This is a genomic window from Oceanobacillus sojae (assembly GCF_007991515.1).
In the GTDB taxonomy this organism is placed as follows: domain Bacteria; phylum Bacillota; class Bacilli; order Bacillales; family Amphibacillaceae; genus Oceanobacillus; species Oceanobacillus sojae.
The window spans coordinates 106,257-131,218 of record NZ_BJYM01000005.1; the positions used below are offsets into that span (position 1 = coordinate 106,257).

Consider the following 24,962-nt stretch of genomic DNA (forward strand, 5'->3'; position numbering starts at 1 on the left):
GCTTCTATATATAATTAATGTTTAAAATGACGGACAGATGTGTTGACCATGGCGATACCATATTGATTACATACATCAATGGAGTCCTGATCACGTTTGGAGCCGCCCGGCTGGATAATCGCTGTGACACCAGCTTTAGCAGCTGCTTCTACGGTATCAGGCATTGGGAAAAATGCATCCGATGCAAGCACTGCTCCTTTTGCTTTATCTCCTGCCTGCTTGATTGCAATTTCCGCTGCACCAATCCGGTTCATCTGACCGGCCCCCACGCCAATAGTCTGTGCATCCTTAGCAAGTACAATAGCATTTGATTTCACATGCTTTACAGCTTTCCAGGCAAATAATAAATTAGCAATCTCTGCTTCTGTCGGCTGTTTTTCCGTCACAACCTCTAATTCATCAGCTGTTATCTCTTTTACATCTAAATCCTGAATAAGAGCACCACCATCAACAGTTGTCATCCGTTTTTGATCTGCCTGCTGATTAGAAACATCCAATTCTAATAGACGGATATTTTTCTTTTTCGTTAATAAAGCCAGCGAATCCTCATCAAAGGAAGGAGCAACGACTATTTCTAAGAAAATAGAAGAAAGCTGTTCTGCTGTTTTTATATCAACCGGACGATTGCAGGCAACGATGCCTCCAAAAATAGAAACAGGGTCTGCTTCATATGTACGCCCAAAAGCTTCTGCCAAGGTCGAGCCAATTCCGATACCGCACGGGTTCATGTGCTTCACTGCAACAGCAGCAGGTTCTTTATAATCGCGCAGAATTTCTAATGCTGCATTCGTATCTTGAATATTATTATAAGAAAGCTCCTTACCATGCAATTGATACGCAGTCGCCAGGGTTGCAGCGTTCTGAATAGGTGATTTGTAAAACGCTGCCCGTTGATGCGGATTTTCTCCATAACGCAGATCCTGCACTTTTTCATATGTTACTGTATATGTTTCCGGGAATACCTCTTCTGTTTGTGTTTGGAAATACGCAGCAATCATTGCATCATAATGTGCTGTATGACGAAACACCTTAGCTGCCAATTGCTGACGGAAAGCATAGGTATCCTCTTCTTTTTCTAAAGCTGCTAATACAGATGAATAATCAGAAGGGTCTGCGACAACAAGTACATCCGCAAAATTTTTCGCTGCCGAACGTAGCATGGAAGGCCCGCCAATATCAATGTTTTCAATTATCTCGTCATGGCTTACTCCCGCCTTTTGAACGGTTTCTTTAAATGGATAGAGATTGACTGCAACAAGATCAATCGGAGCAATATGGTGCTCTTCCATTTGCGTACGATGACTCTCATTGTCACGTTTTCCTAAAAGCCCGCCATGAATCATTGGATGTAATGTCTTTACTCTGCCATCAAGCATTTCCGGGAAATTTGTCACTTCCTCTACAGGAATAGCCTGTACACCAGATTCATTTAACAAACGGATCGTTCCGCCAGTTGATAAGATTTCAAATCCTTTTGCTTCTAATCCTTTTGCAAATTCTGCGACACCTGTTTTATCAGATACACTAATAAGCGCACGTTTTTTCATTATAATTCCTCCGTTACATTCTGCGTAAGTTGTTTTATCACATTTGGATATAAGCGGTGCTCTACCGCCTGAATTCTAGTTTTCAACTGTTCTTCCGTCTCACCCGGAATCATTTCTATTTCTTCCTGTGCAATGATTGGACCTGTATCCATTCCTTCATCTACATAGTGAACTGTGACTCCAGTTTTCGAAACCCCGGCCCGATAAGCTTTCCCAATTGCATCCTTGCCGGGGAAATCCGGCAAAACAGACGGGTGAATATTAACAATCCTGCCCTCATAATGCGAAAGTAATGTTTCCCCGATAAGTCGCATATAACCGGCTAAGAAAATCCATTCTACTCCCAGAGATTGAAGCTTTTCATAGATTACTTTTTCATATTCCTGCTTGGAGGAAAAGCTTTTTGGAGTCAGTACAAGTGTCTCAAGACCTGATTTTTCAGCCTTAGCTATGACAGCAGCTCCCGGTTTATCACAAACAAGCAAAACTATAGAGCTTGCAATTTTTTCATCCTGCATCATGGCATCAAAGTTACTGCCTGTTCCTGATGCAAATACACTCAGCCTTTGCTTCATGAAGTAATTTGCACCTCTTCACCTGGAATGACATGTCCAATAACAGCAGCCTCGATATTGTTTTCCTTCAATACATCACAAACGGCTTGCTCATCTTCTTTAGAAATAGCAACCACCATGCCAATTCCCATATTAAAAACACGATACATTTCACGTGCATCAATTTTCCCCAGCTGTTGCAGAAAAGGAAAGATTTCAGGAACGCTCCATGCCTCCTGCTGCACTGTTGCTCCAAGGCCTTCCGGAAGCATGCGGGGTATGTTTTCATCAAAACCGCCGCCTGTAATATGCGCAATACCTTTTATATGTACTTTTTCTTTGATAGCTTTAATCGCTTTGGTATAAATCTTCGTAGGTTCCATCAGAACCTCACCTAAAGGCCTTGATAGCCCATCTGGTGTCTTTTCAAAATCGAGCCCTTCAATCAGCTTGTGGACAAGAGAATAGCCATTGGAATGAATGCCGCTGGAGGCTAATCCAATCAGAGTGTCTCCTTCTGTAATCGTTTTTCCTGTAATAATCTCTTCTTTCTCAACAATACCGACAACGAAACCAGCTAAATCATATTCATCTGCCTCATACATACCCGGCATCTCAGCTGTTTCCCCGCCGATCAATGCAGCATTTGCTTCCTGACAGCCCGCCGCAACACCGGATACTATCGCTTCAATTCGGGCAGGATCATTTTCCCCGCAGGCAATATAATCTAAAAAGAAAAGCGGATTGCCTCCCTGTGCAACAATATCATTGACACACATCGCTACTAAGTCAGTTCCTACCGTATCATGCTTATCCAGCTCAAAAGCAAGCTTTAATTTTGTACCGACCCCGTCTGTTCCCGAAAGCAGAACAGGCTCTTTATAAGAAAAGGAGGATAAATCAAATGCCCCGGCAAAGGAGCCTAAGGAGCCCAATACCTCTTTCCGATGTGTTTTTTTTATATGTTTTTTCATTCTTTCTACTGCTTCGTAGCCCTTTTCAACATCTACACCAGCTTTTTTATAAACATCTGACATATTTTTTACCCTCCAAAGTGATTTTTGATCTTAGCAGTTTGATGTGTCCATTTCCTTCTTATCAGCCGGGGCAACAGGATACAAACCTGTCATACAAGCCATGCATACGCCTTGATTTATTGTTTTATCCTTGACAATTGCATTCTCTAATCCCTCTTCTGACAAGTAGGCAATACTGTCCGCCCCAATAATTTCACCAATTTCCTCAACGGTATTGTTTGCTCCGATCAGCTCTTCCTTGGTAGACATATCAATCCCGTAATAACACGGATCCGTTATCGCCGGAGAAGCAATACGCACATGAACTTCACTCGCACCTGCATCCTTCAGCATTTTCACAATCCGCCGGCTCGTGGTTCCACGGACAATCGAATCATCAATCATAATGACACGTTTTCCTTCTACAATCCCGCGGACAGGTGACAGCTTCATTTTTACTCCCAGCTCTCTTAATTCTTGCGACGGCTGGATAAATGTTCTTCCTACATAACGATTTTTGATAATGCCCATTTCATACGGAAGCTTGCTTTCTTCTGCATAGCCGATAGCAGCTGAAATACTTGAATCCGGCACACCGACCACTAAATCTGCGTCAACTGGAGCTTCCTTGGCTAATTCTTTCCCCATCTGTTTACGGGAGGCATGTACATTGACATAATTCACATCACTGTCAGGCCGGGAAAGATAAACATATTCCATCGCACACATCTGTCTTTTTCCTCGTGGAGCAAACCGGAATGAAGTCAGACCTTCTTCATTAATTTTAATCAATTCTCCCGGTAAGACCTCTCTTTCAAAAGTGGCACCGATCTGGTCAAAAGCGCAAGTTTCAGAAGCAACCACATATGCTTCACCCAATCTGCCAATCGAAAGTGGTCTTATTCCGGCAGGATCCAGTGCGGCATATAATGTATCATCCTCTAAAATAAGGTAGGCATAAGCGCCTTTAACACGGTTAAGAGCCTCTGAGATGGTTGCTTCGGTCACTTCCCCGCTCCGTTTAATCAAATGCGCCAGCACCTCTGTATCTGAAGTAGTTTGAAAAATACTTCCCTCACTTTCGAGTTCTTCACGTAATTTCGTTGCATTCATTAAGTTTCCATTATGTGCTAGAGCCATCCCGCCGGTCAGAGACTGAAAAACAAGAGGCTGCACATTTTCAAGTCCTTTTCCACCCTGGGTTGCATACCGGACGTGTCCTAAGGCTATTTCTCCGCTAAAATCATCAAAATTCACATGCTTAAAGACATCATTAACGAGGCCAAGCTGTCTATGAGCTTTTAATTGCATATCCCTGCTGACAACAATCCCTGCCCCCTCCTGACCGCGATGCTGCATCGAGTGTAATCCGTAATAGGTTAATTCTGCTGCTTTCTCATGCCCCCAAATGCCGAACACACCACATTCTTCGTTTATGCCTTTGATTTCAGCAAGCATGGAATAGCTCCTTTCCAAAGTGCTTTTAATTCAGCAGCTTCTTCCTGAAGAATTGTTTCATTATTTGTCTTTACCCTCAGCTTATTATCTGCTGTTACCTCACCCAGCTTTGCTGCATCTGCAAATACTTCTTCAAAAGCACCCTGGTTCTCAGGCTTTACGGTAACAAGAAAACGTGACTGTGTTTCGCTGAACAGTTCCACCGTGGCATTGCCTGAAAGCTCAACTTTTGCGCCAACCACTTCATCCGCGAATAAAGATTCCGCTAAAGCAACTCCTAAGCCGCCCTCTGCAAGATCATGTGCAGATTGGATCTTTCCTTTCCGAATCAAAGAAAGCAGTTTTTTCTGACGTTCTGTCTCTATTTTCAAATCCAGGTACGGAGCCTTTCCTTCATATTTCCCCTCCTGAATAAATTGCAATTCACTGCCGCCAAATTCATTTCGTGTTTCACCAATTAGATAAATGATATCCCCAGCTTCCTGGAAAAAACTTGGTGTAATATGTGCTGTTGATTCGTGCAATCCAACCATGCCGACAACCGGCGTCGGGTAAATAGATTTTCCTTTAGATTGATTATATAAGGAAACATTTCCACTAATAACCGGCGTTTGTAATGCTTCACATGCAGCACTCATACCTTCTACACTTTTTTCCATTTGCCAGAAGATTTCCGGATTCGTCGGATTACCGAAATTCAATCCATCTGTTAGTCCCAATGGTTTAGCTCCAGAGCAGACAATATTACGGGCAGCTTCTGCGACAGCAATCTTTCCGCCTTCCTCCGGATCTAAATAAATATAGCGGGAATTACAGTCTGTCGTGATTGCTAATGCTTTATCTGTTCCTTTAATACGGACAACTGCTGCATCAGATCCTGGTGTAACAACAGTATTAGTCTGCACCATGGAATCATATTGATCATATACCCATTCTTTACTGGCGATGGTTGGCTGCTGCAGTAATTGTTTTAAAGTTTCTCCATGATTATCTACATTGGGTCTATGGGCCTCCATCTGTTGAAAAGCTTGATAGTATTCAGCTTCCTTCGACGGCATATGGTACACTGGAGCATCATCCGCTAACGAATCCACAGGAATATCTGCTACAACCTCATCATGATGTTTAATCCGGAACACTTTTTCCTCGATAACCTTTCCAACAGGAACGGCCTGCAAACCATACTTTTCAAAAATATCAATGATTTCCTGCTCACGGCCAGTCTTTACACAAAGAAGCATCCGCTCCTGTGATTCAGACAGCATCATTTCATAGGCAGTCATATTCTGTTCACGCTGCGGTACAAGATCTAAATTCATTTCAAGACCAGTACCCGCTTTACTTGCCATTTCACTTGCAGATGAGGTTAAACCGGCAGCCCCCATATCCTGCATTCCTACAAGCGCATCAGAATGAATTACCTCCAAACATGCTTCAATGATCAGTTTTTCCATGAATGGGTCACCAACCTGCACAGCAGGACGGTCTTTATTGGAATCCTCAGCTAAATCATCCGAGGCAAAGGTAGCTCCATGAATACCATCTCTTCCTGTTGGTGGTCCTGCATACAAAATTGTATTGCCAATACCGGCAGCAATTCCTTTTTGCACGTCATCATGATTAATCAGTCCCACACACATTGCATTGACAAGCGGATTATCTTCATAGCTGTCATCAAATTGCACCTCTCCGCCAACTGTCGGAACACCGACACAATTTCCATAACCGGCAATACCGGCAACAACTTCTGAGAAAAGATACTTGGTACGGTTGGTGGTTAAAGGTCCAAAACGTAAAGAATTCATTAATGCAATCGGACGGGCACCCATTGAAAATACATCACGGATAATTCCGCCGACACCAGTTGCCGCTCCTTGATATGGCTCCACAGCAGATGGATGATTATGGCTTTCTACCTTGAAAACAACAGCCTGTCCATCTCCTATATCGATTACTCCTGCTCCCTCTCCCGGACCCTGCAGAACGTTCGGGCCCTCTGTGGGAAATTTTCTTAAGAGAGGTTTAGACGTTTTGTAGCTGCAATGCTCTGACCACATAACCGAAAAGATTCCGGTCTCCGTAAAATTCGGGAGACGGCCAAGGATCGTTTTGATTTTTTCAAACTCTTCATCACTTAAACCCATATCCTGATACAATCGGTCTTGTTCAATTTTCACTGGATTAATACTATGCGTTAACTGCATTGCTGCTCCTCCAATTCGCAATCATAGATTGAAATATTCGTAAGCCGTCTTCACTTCCTAATAATGCTTCCACTGCCCGTTCCGGATGCGGCATCATACCCAGCACATTACCGGCTCTATTACGGATACCGGCAATATCTGCCACAGAACCATTGGGATTATTTTTATAGGTGAATACGATTTGATTGTTGGCTTTTAGTTCATTTAATGTTTCGTCATCACAGAAATAGTTACCTTCCCCATGCGCAATTGGAAAACGGACTACTTCATTTTTATCGTATAATTTAGTAAAAACATTCTCGTTATCCTCAACAATCAATTCTTCCTGATGACACATAAAGGACAGATTTTTATTGCGCATTAACGCCCCAGGCAAAAGCCCTGATTCCGTCAAAATTTGAAATCCGTTGCAAATGCCCAGTACAGGCCTGCCTTTTTCCGCATGCTCACGAATTTTATTCATAATATCTGATGTAGAGGCCATTGAACCGGATCGCAGATAATCTCCATAAGAAAATCCGCCAGGGATAAGAATTCCATCTACATCATTCAGTAAATGCGTATCGGTATACCAGACCAGACTGGCTTCGGCACCTGCAACTTCTCCTGCCGCATGATACATATCCCTGTCACAATTGGAACCTGGAAAAACAATAACAGCTACCTTCACAATTAACGTGCCTCCTCTAACTCAATCCGGTAATCTTCAATAACCGGATTGGCCAATAATTGCTCACACATTTGTGTCACTCGTGTTTCTAAATCAGGACCTTCTTCTACCTGGAGTTCAATATATTTTCCGACACGGACATCGTCAACCTCAGGATAGTCTAAAGCGTGAAGAGAAGTTTGAATTGCCTTTCCCTGTGGATCTAAAACACCTTGTTTTAATGTAATATATACCTGCACCTTTTTCATAACTGATCCTCCAAACGATTTAGTATTTCTTCGTATACGGTAATTAAATCTCCAGTACCTTGACGAAAAACATCTTTATCGAGCTTTTCGTTCGTTTCCATATCCCATAATCTGCAGGTATCTGGTGACACCTCATCAGAAAGCAGAATTTTGCCTTCCTTGTTTCTGCCGAATTCCAATTTGAAATCCACCAGCCGGACACCGATAGCCGCAAATATTTCTGTTAATGCCAGGTTTACCTGTCTTGCTTTTTCCTTGATACTGCTTAGTTCTTCTTCCGTAATATCTGTTAAAAAGAGGGCGTGTTCATCGTTAATCAATGGGTCTCCTAAACTATCATCCTTGTAAAATAATTCTGCTAAAGCAGGTTCAAAAAGAGTTTTTTCCTGGATATCCAAACGCTTTGTAATACTTCCTGTTGCAATATTCCGAATTACCACTTCTAACGGAATAATATCTGTTTTCTGAACCATTTGAGTAACAGAATCCAGCCGTTTGATAAAATGCGACTGAATTCCTTTATTTTGTAATGCCTTGAATAGGAGGGAAGAGATCTCATTATTGAGTCTCCCCTTCCCTGTAAATTGAGCTTTCTTCTCTCCGTTAAAAGCCGTTGCAGCATTTTTATACGAGAGAATCAAGTGATTTTCATTCGTGTCCGATTGATAAACCTTTTTTGCCTTGCCTTCATATAAAAGCTCAAGTTCCATATTGGAATCCTCCTATGCCAATCCAATTTTTGTAAAGATCTGATCTACATTTTTTAAGTGATAGGTATAGTCAAAACAATCATCAATTTCCGCCTGGCTTAATTTACTTGTAATCCGATCATCCTGTTCTACCAATTCTTTGAAGGAAGTTGCTGTTTCCCACGCTTCCATTGCTTTTGGCTGAACAATATCATAAGCATCTTCTCGGGCCATCCCTTTATCAATCAAAGATAGCAGTACGCGCTGAGAAAAAATAACTCCGTGAGTGCGGTCAATATTACGTTTCATATTTTCAGGGAATACTGTTAAGTTCTCCACAATATTTCCAAAACGGTGCAGCATATAATCAAGAGCAATAGTCGCATCCGGTAAAATAACACGCTCTGCAGAGGAATGCGAAATATCACGTTCATGCCATAAAGCTACATTCTCATAAGCAGTTACCATATAGCCGCGGATAACCCGTGCCATTCCTGTCATATTCTCTGAACCAATTGGATTGCGCTTATGCGGCATAGCTGAGGATCCTTTTTGTCCTTTTGCAAAACGTTCTTCTACTTCTCTTGTTTCTGTCTTTTGCAGTCCCCGGATTTCCGTTGCAAACTTTTCAATCGATGTAGCAATCAAAGCTAATGTAGATAAATAAGCTGCATGACGATCACGCTGTAATGTTTGTGTAGAAACTGGAGCAGGTGATGTGCCCAGCTTTGCACAGACATATTGCTCTACATATGGATCAATATTGGCATAGGTTCCAACTGCTCCAGAAAGCTTTCCAAATTCCACATTTTTAGCAGCAAGCTCAAAACGCTCCAGATTACGCTTCATTTCCTCATACCATAAAGCCATTTTCAGACCAAATGTTGTCGGCTCTGCATGCACACCATGTGTACGTCCCATCATAACGGTATGTTTATGTTCCTTTGCCTTGCTTTCTAAAATCCCGACAAACCGATGCAGACCTTCTCTTAAAATTTCATTAGCCTGCTTTAATAAATAAGAAAGAGCTGTATCGACAACATCTGTAGAAGTCAATCCATAGTGAACCCATTTTCTTTCTTCTCCTAAAGTTTCTGATACAGTACGGGTAAATGCCACCACATCATGCCGTGTTTCCTGTTCAATTTCATATATGCGGTTAATATCAAAGGAAGCATTCTCACGCAATTTTTTCACATCTTCTTTTGGAATAAAACCTAGCTCACTCCAAGCTTCACAAGCCAGAATCTCTACTTCCAGCCAAGCTTTAAATTTATTTTCCTCTGTCCAGATATTGCCCATTTCTTCTCTTGTATAACGTTCGATCATTGTTGTATTGCCTCCTCAAAAATATCCAATTGTTTCTGTAAAGCTTCCGGTGTTTCCGCTGTAAATGTAATATGTCCCATTTTACGTTTTTCTTTCGGTTCTTCCTTTCCATAAAGATGAAGAAAACCAAAGTTATGTGCAGTGGTAAACTGTATAGATTTCGAAAGAGATTCTCCTAAAATATTAACCATCGCGGTCGGCTCATACAAATTGACAGGAACGAACGGCAGCCCGCAAATCGCCCGGATATGCTGTGCGAATTGAGAAACATTGCAGCCTTCAATTGTATAGTGCCCGGAGTTATGCGGTCTTGGAGCCATTTCATTAATATAGATTGTATCCTCACCGACAAACATTTCAATTGCAAAAGTACCAACAATCTCCATTCGTTCAGCAATTTTCGCCGTCATGGCATAGGCCTTTTCTTCAAGTGCAGCGTCAATATCTGCCGGCACTGTAGTTTTATATAGGATATGTTTGCGATGTTCATTCTCTGCAATCGGAAAAAAAGAAATATCTCCCTGCTGCGACCTTGTAAAGACAACCGAGATTTCTTTATCAAAAGGAATCCATCGCTCTATTATACAGTAGCCATGCTCCTCGAAAAATGCTAAAGCTTCATTTTTATCTTCTTCTGTCACAAGTTTTAGCTGCCCTTTCCCATCATAACCTCCCCGACAGGTTTTAATCACTGCCGGCAGCGGAATAATAGATAATGCTTCTCTGCAATCTTCTTCCGTTTTCACAATCCGAAAAGCAGGAACAGGAAGCTCTAAGTCGTCAACAAGCTGCTTTTCTTTTTCCCGGTTCTGTGTAACCTCTAATGCCAATGCGCCCTGTGGAAGCTTTCCAGCGTTCTGGATAAGCTCTGCGGCCTTCAAGTCCACATTTTCAAATTCATATGTAATTACATCCGCTTTTTCGATTAATTCTTTTACAGCTGTCAAATCCGTATAATCTGCAGTGATTTGCTCATCAGCTACCTGTGCTGTCGGACAATTTGGCGCCGGGTCTAAAACAACGATGCGATATCCCATATATCTTGCTGCAATTGCCATCATTCTTCCAAGCTGACCACCGCCAATAATTCCAATTGTCTGAGGAGGTAAAATAATTTTAATAGGTTGCAAGCTGATCCCTCATTTCCTGAACAGCATCCTTCATTGCTGCACGGTAATCATCCAGTGCCTTTTCTGCATCTTTATCAAATGTACTGATAATCTGCGTTGCTAAAATAGCGGCATTCTTTGCGCCTGCTTTACCAATGGCAACTGTTGCTGTCGGTACACCACCTGGCATTTGAACAATAGATAAGAGTGAATCGACTCCCTGGAGTGCTTTGCTTTCTACCGGAACTCCAATAACAGGCAGGGTCGTCTGTGATGCAACCATTCCGGGCAGATGTGCTGCTCCGCCAGCTCCGGCAATAATGACTTTTAGTCCTTTTTCTCTCGCACTCTGAGCGTAGGTAAACATATCATCTGGTGTACGATGAGCGGAAATGATTTCTTTTTCATAGCTGATATTTAATGTATCGAGTTCTTTACAGGTATACTGCATTGTCTCCCAATCTGAGATACTTCCCATAATGACACCAACTTGAGCCATCGAATCCCTCTTTCTGTTTTTAGTTGTTTTTTTACGGATTTTAAAAGGTCATGGTTGTGTTAAAGTTCGGTTTTTGGTTGAAACATTTAAAAATTGATTTGTATCTGCCTGTTGCCAAAAACACCGTATTTTTAATCGTCCACATTGCCAACATTTTTTATCTCAAAGGTAATTCACAATTAACAAAAGTGTTAAAAAATTAAAAAAGTCTATTCATCTCCCATAAGGGAAGATGAATAGACTTGGTTTAAAAGAGATTCAAAATGTGATTAATCGGACTTTTGAACATCTTTTTTATAAGCATCATTCAACATCTGCTGTTCTTTAAAACAGCAGCTCATCCTCCCTCATAGTCCGGTCATTTACGGTGCCGGGTAGAAACTTTTGAGCCATATTCTCAAGTATATATGAGGCATTTTCAATTGTTGGTTTTAGCATACCAAATAAAATAGAAAAATGCAAGATAATGTCGAACAATTTAAGCTTTACATTTAATTAACGTTCGGTTTTTGGTGGTTATTCTCTCTGTTGACTTTCATTTTGTGATTTTTCTTTTGTTTTATTCTCTTTTCGCATCAGCTTTCCTTTACGGACTTGTTTCACCCAGAAGCCGCCATGAATCCGTTTTGGCTCATAGGAAATAATAAATGCTTTCGGGTCTATTTCATGAATTGCCTGATACAGGTTCAGTTCATATTTTCTAGGTGTTAAAATTTGAACTGAAAGTCGATCTCCATCCATTCCATAGGAGGACCAGCTGGTTACACCATAGCCTTTTTCGCGGAGACGCTGTGTAAATTTTAAATCCGGATTTGCAGAAACAACATTCACAGTGATATACCCAAGTGCAAGCTTCTCTTCAATTTTGGAACCAATAATTAAACCAGTTGCGAAACCAATGGCATAAGCAATCAGATTTTGAATCTGATCCAGGTTATCTAATACTAACCCCAGTCCTACAACATAAATAACAATCTCAAACATACTCACAAATGCAGCAATATACGTTCTGCCCTTTAATGTCAAAATCATACGAATCGTCATGAGTGATACATATAAGACATTAACGGTAAATATAATTGCCAGCATTATGAGCGCATTCTCTAACATATTGATTCCCCCTTTTACTTCATAAAATATCACTTCAAACAGAAGAAAAGCACATCCAATGAGATATCATATCTTGTGAATAATTCCCTTTTCTTTCTAAAATAAAACACGTCGTTCCTGTCCTACGTAAAATAGGGTGACTTTAATTTATCACACTTCTATTAAATGACGCTATAAGAAAATATTGTATGAATACTGCCATAAAAGGCTTTCCAGTTTTGAAAAACTGTTCTCATGATGCCTTGACTCGATTGGATTGGCAGGGATTGATAATCGGTCTGTTTCATCGATTTAAACAAGGCATTCAAAAAAGGATAAGAAATATATGGTTTATCCTTAGAGGGCATCTCAAATAAATGACATTGGATTTCCTTTTGTTCTGATTTGGCTTTTTCCTGTTCTTTTGCATACCTTCGTTGGTAAGCTTGCAGCTGGTTCGCATTGATTGCAGGCAAATGGATTTGGAGGCTTTTCAATACTTCTTTTTGTAACGGCTGCAGTTCCTTTTCTTGTTGGAGAGCTGTAAAAACCTGCCGGATATAAAAGTTTGTTGTGTTATGCATATTCTTTGCGCATTGACACATATCTTGAAAATACGGATGCATCCGGTGCCCCTTTTTCACCCAAATTTGCAGGGTTCGATAAACAGTCATTTCATTTTCACCCCTAAAAGAACATTCGTTCCCGTCAACCCATCATATCATAGGAGGGAAAGAAATACCACTATTCTGAAAGTAGCTAACAACTTTTTTTGGGCTGTTCATGGTATGCTGATGCTGTTAAATATTTCTTTAGATTTTCTTAACAGCTAAATGGATGAAGTATTAAAACCGCCAATTCACCTCCCACCTAACATCTGATGGAATTTTTGAGGAAGGAGTCCTCTTGGCTGAAATGATAGATGTTTGTTTAAAAATTTCCGATAGGGTCATAAGATCAAGAGAACATAACTTCTATAAACGATTCTTCTTCATTCATATGATTTCCCATAAACAGCTAGACCATATTTACACTTTATTTAAAAAGTCTGATCCGGTATATTTGAGTTACCGCAGCTTTCCATTGTAGCTTAATAAACGAGGTGGGAATACATGTTGAAAAACCTGGAATATCTAAAGTCCGGAAATGAAAAACAAAGAAGAGCATTTAAAGTGATTAACCAGCTGAATATGATGGAGGATTTAAAAATATACTCTCCAATTTTATGCGGAACAATACCACTTAGTATAGATACAGCATCCTCTGATTTAGATATTATTATGGAGGTTCATGATTTCAGCGGTTTCGGAGATAAAATTAATTTTCTTTATGGGCCCTTCCCTCAATTCAAACTTAAACGGAAGATAATCAGAAGCAAATTGATAGTAAAAGCAAATTTCATTTATGATAATTTTGAATTTGAATTATTTGGACAAGCACAGCCTGTAACGCAGCAATATGCTTATCTGCATATGGTAATTGAAAAATATCTTCTGGATACGAACCCATCTTGGAGATGTGAAATTATTGCTTTAAAAGAACGAGGATTTAAGACAGAGCAGGCGTTTTGCCATATGCTTGAATTAACAGGAGACCCTTATGAAGCCTTAATAAATTATGGACTAAGAAAACAAATAATTTAATCTTTTTTGAAATAAATCCATGACAAATCGCTTTTATATGCTCTTATGAACATAAAATGAGACTTTATTCAATGGAGGCTTTTTTCATCCCCGCTTAGAATTTTAAATACCCTATATTCTTAATGTGAGAATCTTAAAAAAAGCACTTCGTTGAGACCAGTAATCGCAATGATTTTCGGTGGGGCGAGTAATCGCAGTCCCAGTCCCAGAAGAAATACACGTAGACTCCTGTGGGAAAGCGCAGTGGGAAGACCCCGCAGAAAAAAAAGCCCTCCTCTTTTTTTTCGAGGAGGCTGAGCTCAAGCCCACGGAAAGCGTAGTGTATTTCTGGAGCGGCTATTCTTCAGCATTTTTATATACTTTCTTATTCTTTAAAAAAGAAGGGGATTTCTCACCTTCCTTTTCTAATAGAACGCTATTCTAATATGCAATAACCCCATTAACTCGCGATAATGCGGCAGCTATGATAAATGACGAAACAGCGTCTACTCCTGCAAGTGCTGCTTCTAAGAATAATGATTCCAAATGCTGTGTTAAAGCAACCTGCCTTTCTAGAACCCTCTCAATCTCTTTCTCAATGTCTTCCTCCAAACGATCCCTAAATCTGTGCAATGAAACAGTTCATCTGCTCCCCATAAATTATCACGATCCAGATACATTATTTCATTACAAGCTGCAATGGACCACTTTGAGTTGGGGCGCTCTATCAGTTGTAAATCGCTCTCCGGCTGAATTTTGCCTTCCTCGAGCACCCGGAAATACCAGCCTGTTTTCAATCCATTTTCCATCTCTCTCTGCGATACCGTTCCAGGCTGAGAAACCTGGATGACAGCTTTCCCAAATTGATAAATATCACCAATAAATACTGAATACTCGTCCATTTCCAAAACAGAAAGGTTCTCCTTCTTTTCTCCTGCACGTTTTGTAAATAATTTATCTGTACCTGGTTCATTGTAATGCCTAATCGGAAAAGCAAAAATACATTTATCATAAATAGCTATCTTTTTGTCCGGATTCTCTTTTGCAAAACCAAGTCTCGATAAAAACATACTATTTTTTATTTCATTCTGTTTATTATTAAAAATCCTATGTACAAATGGTTCTTCCATGATGTCACCTTATTTCTAAAAAATACTGAAATATGTTATATTAATTTCATTCTACAAACTATCGTGACATTTGAAAAGCCTAAAGGGGGATGAACATGACAATACAAAAAGCAACATTTGCCGGAGGCTGCTTCTGGTGTATGGTGAAGCCTTTTGATCAATGGGACGGCGTACACCAGGTTATATCAGGCTATACAGGCGGACATTTAGATAATCCTGCTTATGAACAAGTCAAGCAAGGGAATACAGGACACTATGAAGCAGTGGAGATTACCTATGATGATTCTCTTATCAATTACCAGACGATTCTTGACCTATATTGGCCACAGATCGATCCGACAGATCCAGATGGGCAATTTCAGGATAGAGGCGAGCAATATAGAACTGCCATCTTTTATCATAATGAAGAGCAGAAAGAGCTTGCTGAAAAAGCAAAGCAGACACTTGCTGACAGCGGCCGATTTGCTAGACCAATTGTGACAGAAATTAAAGCAGCATCTGTTTTCTACCCTGCTGAAGATTATCATCAGGATTTTTATAAAAAAAGTAAGACAAAATACGAAGAAGACCGCGCTAAATCAGGCCGGGATGAATTCATTGCCGAAAACTGGAAATCATAGACTTCAAAACATCATATGGAGGGGTTCCATTGAAAAAACAACTGATTGTTACAGAAGAAATAATAATAAATGTGTCATCAGAAAGGGTTTGGAAAATATTAACACTACCTAAATATGTAGCACAATGGGATGAACTTCCAGAGGACTATCCTGAAGAGCCAATGCAAGAAGGCAGCAAGGTGATTTGGGACTTACCGAATGGAGAGCAGTCTATCACTACCATTATTAAGGCTGAAAAAGAAAAAGAGCTGATTATTGATTTACATGGAACAGGATGGAAAATCAAACCTGAGCAAGGAGAAGTTGCTTATCGCTATTTATTAGAAGATATGGGAAGCAGCACCAAACTATTTATCGAAATTGGCGACTTCTCTCTTTTGGAACAAGGGGAAAATTACTACGAAGCATCCGCGGACTTTGCAAAAGAGTCTTCTAAAGTAATTAAATCTTTAGCCGAAAGCGAAACAGTTTAATACAGAATGAAATCTTTACAGAGACCTGATAATTGATATTTTGGAAGGTCTCTCTTTTTATATTATTACGACCAAAAATCACTGAAGCTTGGAAAGTGGGGAAAATATGAAAATCAGAGCATATACTCCAGCTGACGAAAAAGGTTGGCTTCATTGCCGCGTACTTGCCTTTTTAGAAACAGCTTATTTTGATAATGTTCTTCAGGAAAAAGAATCCTATGCGTTTCCGTCTATTGAACTTGTCGCTGAAATCGAAGGAAAAATAGCAGGACTAATTGATATAGAGTATGAGACCAAGGAAGGGACGGTTTGCTCCCGTAACAGTGGTTTAGGAGGAATGATATGGCATATTGCAGTACATCCCGATTATTCTCGGCAAGGGGTTGGGCAAGCACTGTTGAATGAGGCAGAGAAAATTGCAAAGACCCGAAAATTGAATTACCTTGAAGCATGGACACGAGATGATACATGGGTTCAAAATTGGTATGAGAAAATGAACTTTACAATGACCGATTCTTATTATCATATTTATTTAGAAGGAAATGAAATCAAAAGCCATTTCCAGCCTGCTACAGAACAGCTCTTCCCTGTATCTGTTTTCTCACATTACACCGGAGAAAACCTTAAACAGTTTTCCGGTGTTCAGAGAAAGCATCAGTGTGTCTGCTATGTTAAAGCATTGAATGAAAACGGCAGCATCAAAAGTGTCTAATATAAAAGTTATTACACAGGTAACCTCAGCACTCTAGAATCTGCTGAGGCCGCCTGTAAGATACTTTTCTAAAATAGTATCTAAGACAATTTGTGCCTGCTATTCTATACAAGCAACTCCCATTAAACATTCCTATAACAGTAATCTATTTATCTTTACAAGCCTCAATAAAGCCTTGATAAATAGCCAGTGATGGATCATCTGAAAGATGAATCAAGCCTTCTGGATGCCACTGCACCCCTAAAACAAAGCGATGTATTTTACTTTCAAATGCCTCCATAACACCATCATCTGCTGCAGCGGAGACCATAAAATCTTTGCCTAGAGAGCGGTTTGCCTGATGATGGTAGCTGTTTACCCTGATTTTCTCCGTCTGAACCAGCTTTTCCAATAAAGAAGCACTGACTATTTTGACAGTATGTGAACGATGGTGGAATGCTGCTTTTTGAGTATGCTGAATTAGCTGCTTCGGATATTGTGAATCTAAATCCTGATACATAGCTCCTCCCGTCACAACATTTAAAATTTGACATCCTCTGCAAACTCCCAGTATCGGCTTATCCTTCTCTAAAAAATATGTGATAACTTCCTTCTCTAATCGATCTCTTTCTGGAATAATAGTACCGAGATTCGGGTTTGGCTCTTCTTGAAATAAAGATGGGTCAATATCATAGCCGCCCGGCAGATAGAGGCCATCCATTTTATCAAGCAATACAGCTATTTCCTGATAATCACTATAATACGGCAGAATAACCGGGATGCCTCCAGCTTGTTCAATAGCCCTTATATTTCGCAGGTGCATCTTATATTCCGTTCCATCTGCTTCCATCGATGCTGTTACTCCAATAATTGGCTTCATTTCATTGCCTCCTTATGATTTTGTTGCTGTTGCACAAGTGATAACAGTATTATAATTACTATCCAGCTTTACTTTTTGGTGTATTCTATACATTGGCACTGTATTTCGTGCCTCTTATTTATATCAGATATTAAAAGAAAATTAAGTCTTTTTCAAATAGTAAACATTGATTTCCTGAAAATAAATACGCTATTAATAAAAAATCTCCTTGACCAAAATGGAAAGAGAGATTTTTTATTTAATTTGTATCAATAGTCATATCTTGTATTGTTAAATATTAGCCTTCCTGAACCGTAATATACGTATTACTTTTTGAAAGTTCATTTGTCTCTATAGAATAATTTTATACTTATTCTGCCTATAGCCTTTATTAGTTAAGTCCTGTTCTATGTATCAATTTCGTATCCTCAATTACTTACAGGAGAAAATTCTAAAAAAATAAAACAGCCTGACACTGTTAAAAAATAACAGAGCCAGGCTGTAGTAAATTTTTTCACTTATCTAATCTACAGAAAGTAATCCATAATCAAAAAAGTGTCTTTTTCTTAATAATTTCTATGCAAATTATTCTTCAACAATTTCATAGCCTTGTGCCTGAAGCATCTGAACAGATTGCTGTAGACTTACACCACCGCTTAAATCTCCTTCAAATTCAGATCCTGTCAATTGGCTTACTTCGTTCACATCAGCTTCATCGTAATTTACCGTTAATGTTTCAACGACTTTATCATCAAGATATTCAAAGTTATGTGTTACTCCTTGTATGTCTTGAAAACCTTCAGCAGTTTCTGCCATTATTTCTTCTGCTTCTTCTGGTGTAGAAACTCCTAATGCGGAATAAGGCATTTCATTATTTGCAGTTTGTTCATAGACCATATCGCCATCCGCTTTATAAGTAAGTTTTACAATAACACCTGCCTGTTCAAATTGAAGCGTAACTGTGTTTTCACCATTTGGATCAAAGTCAAAATCTTGTGACTCGGCAGCTGCGTCATTTTCTGAACCAGCATTTTCTTCTGAATCTGTAGCTGCCTCTTCATCAGCTTCTTCATCTTCTGCTGCGGCACCTTCTTCAGCTTCAGCGCCTTCTTCTGTATCCTCTTCGTTATCTGTTGTTCCTTCTGCTGTGTCCTCAGTGCTCTCATTATCTTTAGTATCCTTATCCTCGTCTGAATTATCAGAACCACAAGCAACCAAAGCAACACTTAGAAGTAGTGCCATACATAGCATCAGCCATTTTTTCATTTCTGCTCTTCCTTTCTCCTCTGAAGTTAACAATAGCATTGTTAATACTATTTCATAATCATATGAAAATCTTGGAAGGTTTTCAATAGGTCAAAGTCTTTAAACTTACTGCTTAAAAAGGCATACTAAATTTAGAATTGTACCATTTTTCCTATTAATTAATCTGTATTTATTTAATTTCTTCTATATTAGTATAATTTAACTTACTGCTTCCCCGGAGGAATTATAAAATAATCCTTTTTTCCTATTCCACAAAACTATCCTTTAGTTATATAAATTGAACTTATTAATGTAACAAAATACGTTTACAAGCTAGTCCTTGCTCGTATTATCTCTTAACAACAATGACCAAGAGTACATACTGTGATTACCTATGTAGTCAGTTTAATAAAACAAATATTTTACAGATAACTAAACTGACAAAATAGTGATTTCCCATATCTATCTAAACTTAAAGAGGAGAATGTACTACACTCCCCTCTCTTCAACTGCATATTTATTTTTAGGTTAAAAAGATAAAATACAATGCAAAGACAACAAATAATACATACATAATCGGATGAACTTCCTTCGCTCTTCCTTTAACAAGCATTGTAATTGGATAGAATATAAACCCGATGGCAATACCAGTTGCGATGCTGGCAGTTACTGGCATCATCAGCACTGTAAAGAAAGCTGGTACAGCAATCTCAAATTTATCCCATGGGATATCCTTTAAGCTGCTGGCCATTAATACTCCGACAATAATCAATGCCGGCGCAGTTACTTCATTCGTTACAACACTTAGTAATGGAGAGAAGAACAAAGCTAACAGGAACAGACAGCCTGTGACAACAGCTGTGAATCCTGAACGCCCGCCTACACTTACACCTGAAGTGGATTCCACAAAGGATGTTGTCGTAGATGTACCGACAGCAGCCCCTACTACACTGGCAGAAGCATCTGCAAAGAGCGCTTTACCTGCTCTTGGTAATTTATTATCCTTCATCAGTCCTGCTTTTGTCGCAACAGCAACCAATGTTCCTGCTGTATCAAAGAAATTAACAAATAAAAATGTCAAAATAACAATAAGCATCTGCATCGTAAAAATCTGATCAAAATGAATAAAAGCTTGGCCGAATGTCGGCGCCAGACTCGGGGCACTGCTTACAATTCCACTAATGCCGGATGGCACTGGAATCAGACCAAAAATCATACCGACAATGGAACTGATAATCATCCCATAAAAAATCCCCGCTTTAACACCTACAGTGATCAAAACAACGGAAATAACAATTCCAAAAATCGCTAATAAAACCGGTGGAGATGTTAAATCACCAAGCGCAATAATTGTAGACGGATCCGCTTGAACAATTTGCGCATTTTTCAATCCGATAAATGCAATAAATAAACCAATACCAGCTCCCACTGCCATCTTTAAGCTTGGCGGAATTGCATTAATAATAATTTCACGGATTCCTGTTAAAGTTAAACCAATAAAAATAATTCCTGAAGCTAAAACACCTGCAAGTGCTGTTTCCCAAGGGACGCCAAAACCAATTACTACTGTATAAGTAAAAAATGCATTTAATCCCATACCTGGCGCAAGTGCTACAGGATATTTAGCAAGAACTCCCATAATAATGGAACCAAAAGCAGCCGCAATTGCTGTCGCAGCAAATACTGCCTCCTGATCCATACCCGCTTCCCCCAGGATACTCGGGTTAACAAATAAAATATAAGCCATAGCTAAAAAAGTTGTTAAGCCAGCTATAAACTCTGTTCGAAAATTAGTTCCCAGTTTGTCAAATTCAAAATATTTACTCATGAATTCTTTTCCTCCATTTTTACCGGTCTTTTTGAATGTTCTCTTATCTAGAAAAGCTCCATAAATTTTATAGAATAAGCTCTAGTATGTGCTATTTAAATAGTGCTTATGCCATAAAGTAGATTTAGCAATCCAATCCTAAAAAAGCAATAGGAATGCTTTATCTGCATCTGTACTATAATCTTAAGAACTCTGCTGAATCAGGGCAGCGATTACTCCCCAAAAAAGATTCGCTGGAATGTTATACTTTTATACAGTGCAAAAAAACTCTTAAATAGCTTAAGAGTTTCTATTGGAGCAGCAGATAATAATCCTCATTTTCAAGACAGATATTGAAAATTTAAGGTTAGTTCTGCTGCGTAGTCAGACTATTTACGGCAGTCTGGTAGAAACTCTGGGCCTTATCCCCGAAATTATACGCATTTCTATTAAGTTCACATTATAATATTACTAATCTGCACAAAATTTGTCAATAAAACACGAACAAAAACCATACTTTATACCTTTAACATTCGTTGTTAGACATCAATGCGCAAAAATTCTAACGACAATCTACTAAAAGTTGAAATTTTCTAAATTTAATAGTACGATTATTTTAATGAATGGGATACAGAATAAGGTCGTTATCTGCCGCATTGTTTCTGCAATCTATTCATTAAAAAAACAACTTATTTTATTTTGAAAGGAGCCATGAAAAATGCGCAGAATTGCTCTATCTTATCCACTGGGTGTTGACACACCACGTTTTTCTGAGAATCCGCCGGTCAGTATGTGGCCGCAGTTTTCCACAGATCATGGAGATGTATTTAATCAATCATTTTATATGGCCATAAATCACTGCGGTACACATATGGATGGTGCAAATCATTTTAATCCCGAAGGAAAGCAATTGTGGGAAAATCCGATTGACACATTTGTTTATGAAAGCGTATTAGTAGCAGATATTCCCAAATTCGATGACGAGTTAATAACAAAAAAGGATTTAGAAGTATTTTCTGAGGCATTAGGTTCTTGTGATCTAATTATTGTCCGGACCGGCTTCTATAAATATCGGGATGATGCTTACCGTTATGGCCAGCATAACCCAGGCTTCACCAAAGATGCCGGGGATTTCCTTATGGAATTCTCAAATATAAAAGCAATTGGTATGGACCTTCCATCTGCTGCCGGCGCACAGAATGTCAATCCACATGGTGTAGAGTTTCATCAATCCGTTCTTGGATTAGGCAGAAAGGATGACCAGGCGATTTTAATTATTGAAGATATGAAATTAGATGAGGACTTAACCGGCATTGAACGTGTATATGCTCTTCCACTTCTCTTGAAAGGATTGGACAGCGGTCCTTGTACGATTTTAGCTGAACTGAAAGACTAAAATAATGAGCACCTGTCTGCAACAGACAGATGCTCATTGTCCACAGTTCGTATATTTTATTGATTTCCTCCAAATTGGATGAAGTAAATAATTACTTAGTATGCTTTAACTTGGTGAATGTGCCGTATATTTTCTTACTTCAGGAGGTGTATAGTCGGAGATAAATACTTCTATCTCTTCCAGCGAATCCGTGAATAAGATACGCTCTCTATCTTGCACGGATAAAAACCCATTCTCTACCATTTCATCATAAAATCTGGCAAGACTGTCATAGTATCCATTTTGATTGAAAAGAATACATGGATTTTGATTCTGACCAACTCTTGCCCAGGATATGACCTCTGCAATTTCTTCGAGCGTTCCCGGTCCGCCAGGCAGTGCTATGTAGCAATCGCTTAACGCAATCATTCTATTTTTTCTTACGGACATAGAATCAACGATTTCTAATGTTGTCAGATTGGCATGGCTTAATTCTCTTTCAACCAGAAAATCAGGAATGATCCCAATAACTTCACCGTTATTTGCCAGAACTTCATCGGCAACCACACCCATTAATCCTGCTTTTCCCCCGCCATATACCAGCGTATTATTCTTTTCAGCTATCCATTTTCCAACCTTCTGTGCTGCATCTTGGTAAGCTGTATTACTTCCAAGGCTTGCACCACAATATACAGCAATATTCATAACATTTCTCCTTCCCCATCCTATTCTAACATAAGGAAACAATTTAAAATAACGATTCAACAGCAAAATCAGCTTATTCCATAAGCAGCTGGTCCAAACGGGCAAGCTGTTTTTTTAATACAAAATAGTATAAGGAATGTTCAAAAAGTGCTCAAATGATAAGCGGCGAGGTAATGACTTTCTTGCTTCTAATTTTGGGATTGCGGTTACTCGCCCCATCGAAAAACTTTGACTACTTTTGAACACTTATTTATACCAACTTCTAAGGGGGATTTTTATTATGGTTAAAATTTATCTTGATCCTGGACATGGCGGTACTGACCCGGGAGCAGCCGGAAATGGTTTGCAGGAGAAAAATGTCACTTTATCGATTGCTTTAAAAACAAGAGATATCCTCAACCGCGATTATGAAGGTCATAGTATTCGTATGAGCAGGACAAGCGACACGACCCGGAGTCTCACGCAGCGTACAAATGATGCGAACAGCTGGGGAGCTGATTATTTTGTCAGTATTCATATTAACGCCGGCGGCGGCACTGGATATGAGGACTATATCTATAACGGAAGTGTATCTAACAATACACTAGCGTACCGTGATAAAGTACATGCAGAGATTATGAAGCAGGTCGACTTTAGAAACCGCGGTAAAAAAAGAGCGAATTTCCATGTGCTGCGTGAATCCAGTATGCCGGCAGTATTAACAGAGAATGGCTTTATTGACACGGTTGCTGATGCAAATAAATTAAAATCGGATGCTTATCTTAACCGAATTGCCACAGGACATGCAAATGGAATTGCACAGTCTCTTGGATTAAAAAGAAAATCTGGCGGTGGAGGCAATACGTATACGGTTAAATCTGGAGATACGCTATGGAGTATTGCCCAAGCCCATAATCTGACCGTGCAGCAGTTGAAAAATTTAAACGGATTAACTAATGATACGATTTATCCGGGTCAGGTATTAATTGTCAGCAGCGGCGGAGCTGTTTATTATACAGTTAAGGCAGGTGATACACTTTGGAGAATATCCCAGCAATATAATACAACTGTAAATGCGATTAAGAGCCTCAATGGATTGACCAGTGACATTATTCAGCCAGGTACACGTTTGAGAGTGAAATAAATGAGAATCCCCCTGCTTCATGGCAGGGGGGATATAAAATTATTATATCTCTTAATTGAATGTATTCAGCAAATTTATTATAAAATCTTCAAGCTCAAATATATATCCGCCCTTATCACTGTGAATAAAAAATACAGCATCATCGTCTATATGTTATTATAAAGGCAACTTACTGTAACAGAAGGGCAGTGATTTAATAATGGCATATATCTTTGTCCACGGTCTTGGTCAAAATGCCTCCAGCTGGCAAAAAACAATAGAGTACATAGATATGGATACACAACAAGTTGTTTCACCTGACTTATTTTCATTACTTGAAGGCAGCAAAGTGGACTATCATAATCTATATCATCATTTTTTCGATTATTGCGAAAGTTTTAATGGACCAGTTCAGCTTTGCGGCCTTTCCTTAGGCGCAATTCTTTCCTTAAATTACGCAATTAACCGCCCAGAAAAAGTGAACTCTCTTATTTTAGTTGCCGCACAATACACAATGCCTCGGTTTCTTCTCTCTGTGCAAAATGGTATTTTTCAAATACTGCCCAATTCTATGTTTCAAAAAATGGGCTTACCTAAAAAGGATGTGATTCAATTAACCTCATCTATGAAGAAATTAGATTTCAGCCGGCAATTATCGGATATATCCTGTCCAACCCTTATTCTGTGTGGAGAAAAAGATAAACCAAATAGAAAAGCAGCTGAACAATTAAGCAGCCTAATCAATGGTGCAAAGCTGGAAATTATTAAACAGGCCGGGCATGAAGCAAATGTAGATAATCCTGAAGGACTGGCAGAAATAATTAAAATTTTTTGGAATCAGACAGCATCATCCCCATTTTAAAAAGGCTTCATATAGCGGTATCTATCAAGCTCACCACTTTTATGAAGCCTTCCTTTTAT

General features: G+C 39.3%; 24 protein-coding genes, 1 pseudogene and 2 riboswitches. Of the genes and pseudogenes, 7 read left to right on the forward strand and 18 right to left on the reverse strand.

Annotation, left to right across the window (positions count from 1 at the left end):
* Window positions 1-14: 14 nt before the first annotated feature.
* From purH to OSO01_RS07355, 13 genes and pseudogenes are all read right to left on the reverse strand, one after another.
* The gene (gene purH / locus OSO01_RS07295; protein WP_147209774.1) at window positions 15-1,547 is read right to left on the reverse strand and encodes a bifunctional phosphoribosylaminoimidazolecarboxamide formyltransferase/IMP cyclohydrolase; all 1,533 of its coding nucleotides are present in this window, start codon (window positions 1,545-1,547) and stop codon (window positions 15-17) included.
* Entirely contained in the window at window positions 1,547-2,122 is a 576-nt protein-coding gene (purN, locus tag OSO01_RS07300) for a phosphoribosylglycinamide formyltransferase (protein ID WP_147209775.1), read from the reverse strand. The genes purH and purN overlap by 1 nt, the downstream gene beginning before the upstream one ends.
* Complete coding sequence (purM, locus tag OSO01_RS07305; RefSeq protein ID WP_147209776.1) at window positions 2,119-3,138, reverse strand: phosphoribosylformylglycinamidine cyclo-ligase; 1,020 nt, start codon at window positions 3,136-3,138, stop codon at window positions 2,119-2,121. Before purM ends, purN begins: the two co-directional genes overlap by 4 nt.
* 30 nt (window positions 3,139-3,168) lie before the next feature.
* Entirely contained in the window at window positions 3,169-4,575 is a 1,407-nt protein-coding gene (purF, locus tag OSO01_RS07310; RefSeq protein ID WP_147209777.1) for an amidophosphoribosyltransferase, read from the reverse strand.
* Window positions 4,551-6,779 (reverse strand): phosphoribosylformylglycinamidine synthase subunit PurL, encoded by a 2,229-nt coding sequence (gene purL / locus OSO01_RS07315; protein ID WP_147209778.1) that lies wholly within the window; start codon window positions 6,777-6,779, stop codon window positions 4,551-4,553. Before purL ends, purF begins: the two co-directional genes overlap by 25 nt.
* Complete coding sequence (purQ, locus tag OSO01_RS07320; RefSeq protein WP_147209779.1) at window positions 6,763-7,449, reverse strand: phosphoribosylformylglycinamidine synthase subunit PurQ; 687 nt, start codon at window positions 7,447-7,449, stop codon at window positions 6,763-6,765. Before purQ ends, purL begins: the two co-directional genes overlap by 17 nt.
* 2 nt (window positions 7,450-7,451) lie before the next feature.
* Window positions 7,452-7,697: a phosphoribosylformylglycinamidine synthase subunit PurS gene (gene purS, locus OSO01_RS07325; RefSeq protein WP_147209780.1), complete on the reverse strand. Its 246-nt coding sequence runs from the start codon at window positions 7,695-7,697 to the stop codon at window positions 7,452-7,454.
* Window positions 7,694-8,407, reverse strand: a complete 714-nt coding sequence (gene purC / locus OSO01_RS07330; protein WP_147209781.1) for a phosphoribosylaminoimidazolesuccinocarboxamide synthase — start codon at window positions 8,405-8,407, stop codon at window positions 7,694-7,696. The genes purS and purC overlap by 4 nt, the downstream gene beginning before the upstream one ends.
* 12 nt (window positions 8,408-8,419) lie before the next feature.
* Window positions 8,420-9,715, reverse strand: a complete 1,296-nt coding sequence (purB, locus tag OSO01_RS07335) for an adenylosuccinate lyase (RefSeq protein WP_147209782.1) — start codon at window positions 9,713-9,715, stop codon at window positions 8,420-8,422.
* The gene (purK, locus tag OSO01_RS07340; protein WP_147209783.1) at window positions 9,712-10,845 is read right to left on the reverse strand and encodes a 5-(carboxyamino)imidazole ribonucleotide synthase; all 1,134 of its coding nucleotides are present in this window, start codon (window positions 10,843-10,845) and stop codon (window positions 9,712-9,714) included. Before purK ends, purB begins: the two co-directional genes overlap by 4 nt.
* Window positions 10,832-11,323, reverse strand: a complete 492-nt coding sequence (purE, locus tag OSO01_RS07345) for a 5-(carboxyamino)imidazole ribonucleotide mutase (RefSeq protein ID WP_147209784.1) — start codon at window positions 11,321-11,323, stop codon at window positions 10,832-10,834. The genes purK and purE overlap by 14 nt, the downstream gene beginning before the upstream one ends.
* Before the next feature lie 330 nt (window positions 11,324-11,653).
* Window positions 11,654-11,754: riboswitch (purine riboswitch) on the reverse strand.
* Window positions 11,755-11,839: 85 nt separating this feature from the next.
* On the reverse strand, window positions 11,840-12,433 hold the full coding sequence (locus OSO01_RS07350) for a DUF2179 domain-containing protein (protein ID WP_147209785.1): 594 nt from the start codon (window positions 12,431-12,433) through the stop codon (window positions 11,840-11,842).
* Window positions 12,434-12,624: 191 nt separating this feature from the next.
* A pseudogene (locus OSO01_RS07355) lies at window positions 12,625-13,086 on the reverse strand (RNA-guided endonuclease InsQ/TnpB family protein); the annotation flags it as partial.
* A gap of 438 nt (window positions 13,087-13,524) precedes the next feature.
* Between OSO01_RS07355 and OSO01_RS07360 the strand changes: the two are divergent.
* Window positions 13,525-14,055 (forward strand): DUF4269 domain-containing protein, encoded by a 531-nt coding sequence (locus OSO01_RS07360; protein ID WP_147209787.1) that lies wholly within the window; start codon window positions 13,525-13,527, stop codon window positions 14,053-14,055.
* A gap of 551 nt (window positions 14,056-14,606) precedes the next feature.
* On the opposite strand, the gene OSO01_RS07365 is transcribed toward OSO01_RS07360, so the two are convergent.
* Window positions 14,607-15,164, reverse strand: coding sequence for a 3-alpha domain-containing protein (locus OSO01_RS07365; protein WP_147209788.1), 558 nt, complete (start codon window positions 15,162-15,164; stop codon window positions 14,607-14,609).
* A gap of 95 nt (window positions 15,165-15,259) precedes the next feature.
* Between OSO01_RS07365 and msrA the strand changes: the two genes are divergently transcribed.
* The 3 genes from msrA to OSO01_RS07380 all read left to right on the forward strand — a co-directional run bounded on the left by msrA (window position 15,260) and on the right by OSO01_RS07380 (window position 16,969).
* On the forward strand, window positions 15,260-15,784 hold the full coding sequence (gene msrA, locus OSO01_RS07370) for a peptide-methionine (S)-S-oxide reductase MsrA (protein WP_147209789.1): 525 nt from the start codon (window positions 15,260-15,262) through the stop codon (window positions 15,782-15,784).
* Window positions 15,785-15,813: 29 nt separating this feature from the next.
* Window positions 15,814-16,257: an SRPBCC domain-containing protein gene (locus OSO01_RS07375; protein WP_147209790.1), complete on the forward strand. Its 444-nt coding sequence runs from the start codon at window positions 15,814-15,816 to the stop codon at window positions 16,255-16,257.
* A 106-nt stretch (window positions 16,258-16,363) separates the two neighbouring features.
* The gene (locus OSO01_RS07380) at window positions 16,364-16,969 is read left to right on the forward strand and encodes a GNAT family N-acetyltransferase (protein WP_147209791.1); all 606 of its coding nucleotides are present in this window, start codon (window positions 16,364-16,366) and stop codon (window positions 16,967-16,969) included.
* Between the two features lie 145 nt (window positions 16,970-17,114).
* Here OSO01_RS07380 and OSO01_RS07385 read toward each other — a convergent pair whose 3' ends face one another.
* From OSO01_RS07385 to OSO01_RS07395, 3 genes are all read right to left on the reverse strand, one after another.
* Window positions 17,115-17,828, reverse strand: coding sequence for a gamma-glutamyl-gamma-aminobutyrate hydrolase family protein (locus tag OSO01_RS07385; RefSeq protein ID WP_147209792.1), 714 nt, complete (start codon window positions 17,826-17,828; stop codon window positions 17,115-17,117).
* A gap of 564 nt (window positions 17,829-18,392) precedes the next feature.
* A complete protein-coding gene (locus OSO01_RS07390) occupies window positions 18,393-19,073 on the reverse strand; it encodes a YehR family lipoprotein (RefSeq protein ID WP_186813578.1) in 681 nt (226 codons plus the stop codon).
* Window positions 19,074-19,575: 502 nt separating this feature from the next.
* Window positions 19,576-20,880, reverse strand: coding sequence for an NCS2 family permease (locus OSO01_RS07395; RefSeq protein WP_147209794.1), 1,305 nt, complete (start codon window positions 20,878-20,880; stop codon window positions 19,576-19,578).
* Window positions 20,881-21,220: 340 nt separating this feature from the next.
* A riboswitch (purine riboswitch) is annotated at window positions 21,221-21,321 on the reverse strand.
* Window positions 21,322-21,577: 256 nt separating this feature from the next.
* On the opposite strand from OSO01_RS07395, the gene OSO01_RS07400 reads away from it, so the two are divergent.
* The gene (locus tag OSO01_RS07400; protein ID WP_147209795.1) at window positions 21,578-22,255 is read left to right on the forward strand and encodes a cyclase family protein; all 678 of its coding nucleotides are present in this window, start codon (window positions 21,578-21,580) and stop codon (window positions 22,253-22,255) included.
* A 105-nt stretch (window positions 22,256-22,360) separates the two neighbouring features.
* Here the strand turns inward: OSO01_RS07400 and OSO01_RS07405 are convergent, their stop codons facing one another.
* Entirely contained in the window at window positions 22,361-22,939 is a 579-nt protein-coding gene (locus OSO01_RS07405; protein ID WP_147209796.1) for an LOG family protein, read from the reverse strand.
* Between the two features lie 280 nt (window positions 22,940-23,219).
* Between OSO01_RS07405 and OSO01_RS07410 the strand changes: the two genes are divergently transcribed.
* Together OSO01_RS07410 and OSO01_RS07415 are read left to right on the forward strand one after the other, a co-directional pair.
* A complete protein-coding gene (locus OSO01_RS07410; protein WP_147209797.1) occupies window positions 23,220-24,062 on the forward strand; it encodes an N-acetylmuramoyl-L-alanine amidase in 843 nt (280 codons plus the stop codon).
* Window positions 24,063-24,261: 199 nt separating this feature from the next.
* Window positions 24,262-24,903: an alpha/beta fold hydrolase gene (locus tag OSO01_RS07415; protein ID WP_147209798.1), complete on the forward strand. Its 642-nt coding sequence runs from the start codon at window positions 24,262-24,264 to the stop codon at window positions 24,901-24,903.
* Window positions 24,904-24,962: the final 59 nt, after the last annotated feature.

Coding starts and splice junctions, on each gene's coding strand:
- OSO01_RS07380 (WP_147209791.1), top strand. CDS start 16,364: ATGAAAATCAGAGCATATACTCCAGCTGACGAAAAAGGTTGGCTTCAT.
- purL (WP_147209778.1), bottom strand. CDS start 6,779: ATGCAGTTAACGCATAGTATTAATCCAGTGAAAATTGAACAAGACCGA.
- purS (WP_147209780.1), bottom strand. CDS start 7,697: ATGAAAAAGGTGCAGGTATATATTACATTAAAACAAGGTGTTTTAGAT.
- purF (WP_147209777.1), bottom strand. CDS start 4,575: ATGCTTGCTGAAATCAAAGGCATAAACGAAGAATGTGGTGTGTTCGGC.
- purC (WP_147209781.1), bottom strand. CDS start 8,407: ATGGAACTTGAGCTTTTATATGAAGGCAAGGCAAAAAAGGTTTATCAA.
- OSO01_RS07390 (WP_186813578.1), bottom strand. CDS start 19,073: ATGAAAAAATGGCTGATGCTATGTATGGCACTACTTCTAAGTGTTGCT.
- purE (WP_147209784.1), bottom strand. CDS start 11,323: ATGGCTCAAGTTGGTGTCATTATGGGAAGTATCTCAGATTGGGAGACA.
- OSO01_RS07365 (WP_147209788.1), bottom strand. CDS start 15,164: ATGGAAGAACCATTTGTACATAGGATTTTTAATAATAAACAGAATGAA.
- purM (WP_147209776.1), bottom strand. CDS start 3,138: ATGTCAGATGTTTATAAAAAAGCTGGTGTAGATGTTGAAAAGGGCTAC.
- purH (WP_147209774.1), bottom strand. CDS start 1,547: ATGAAAAAACGTGCGCTTATTAGTGTATCTGATAAAACAGGTGTCGCA.
- OSO01_RS07415 (WP_147209798.1), top strand. CDS start 24,262: ATGGCATATATCTTTGTCCACGGTCTTGGTCAAAATGCCTCCAGCTGG.
- msrA (WP_147209789.1), top strand. CDS start 15,260: ATGACAATACAAAAAGCAACATTTGCCGGAGGCTGCTTCTGGTGTATG.
- OSO01_RS07410 (WP_147209797.1), top strand. CDS start 23,220: ATGGTTAAAATTTATCTTGATCCTGGACATGGCGGTACTGACCCGGGA.
- OSO01_RS07400 (WP_147209795.1), top strand. CDS start 21,578: ATGCGCAGAATTGCTCTATCTTATCCACTGGGTGTTGACACACCACGT.
- OSO01_RS07350 (WP_147209785.1), bottom strand. CDS start 12,433: ATGTTAGAGAATGCGCTCATAATGCTGGCAATTATATTTACCGTTAAT.
- OSO01_RS07360 (WP_147209787.1), top strand. CDS start 13,525: ATGTTGAAAAACCTGGAATATCTAAAGTCCGGAAATGAAAAACAAAGA.
- OSO01_RS07405 (WP_147209796.1), bottom strand. CDS start 22,939: ATGAATATTGCTGTATATTGTGGTGCAAGCCTTGGAAGTAATACAGCT.
- purB (WP_147209782.1), bottom strand. CDS start 9,715: ATGATCGAACGTTATACAAGAGAAGAAATGGGCAATATCTGGACAGAG.
- OSO01_RS07385 (WP_147209792.1), bottom strand. CDS start 17,828: ATGAAGCCAATTATTGGAGTAACAGCATCGATGGAAGCAGATGGAACG.
- OSO01_RS07395 (WP_147209794.1), bottom strand. CDS start 20,880: ATGAGTAAATATTTTGAATTTGACAAACTGGGAACTAATTTTCGAACA.
- purN (WP_147209775.1), bottom strand. CDS start 2,122: ATGAAGCAAAGGCTGAGTGTATTTGCATCAGGAACAGGCAGTAACTTT.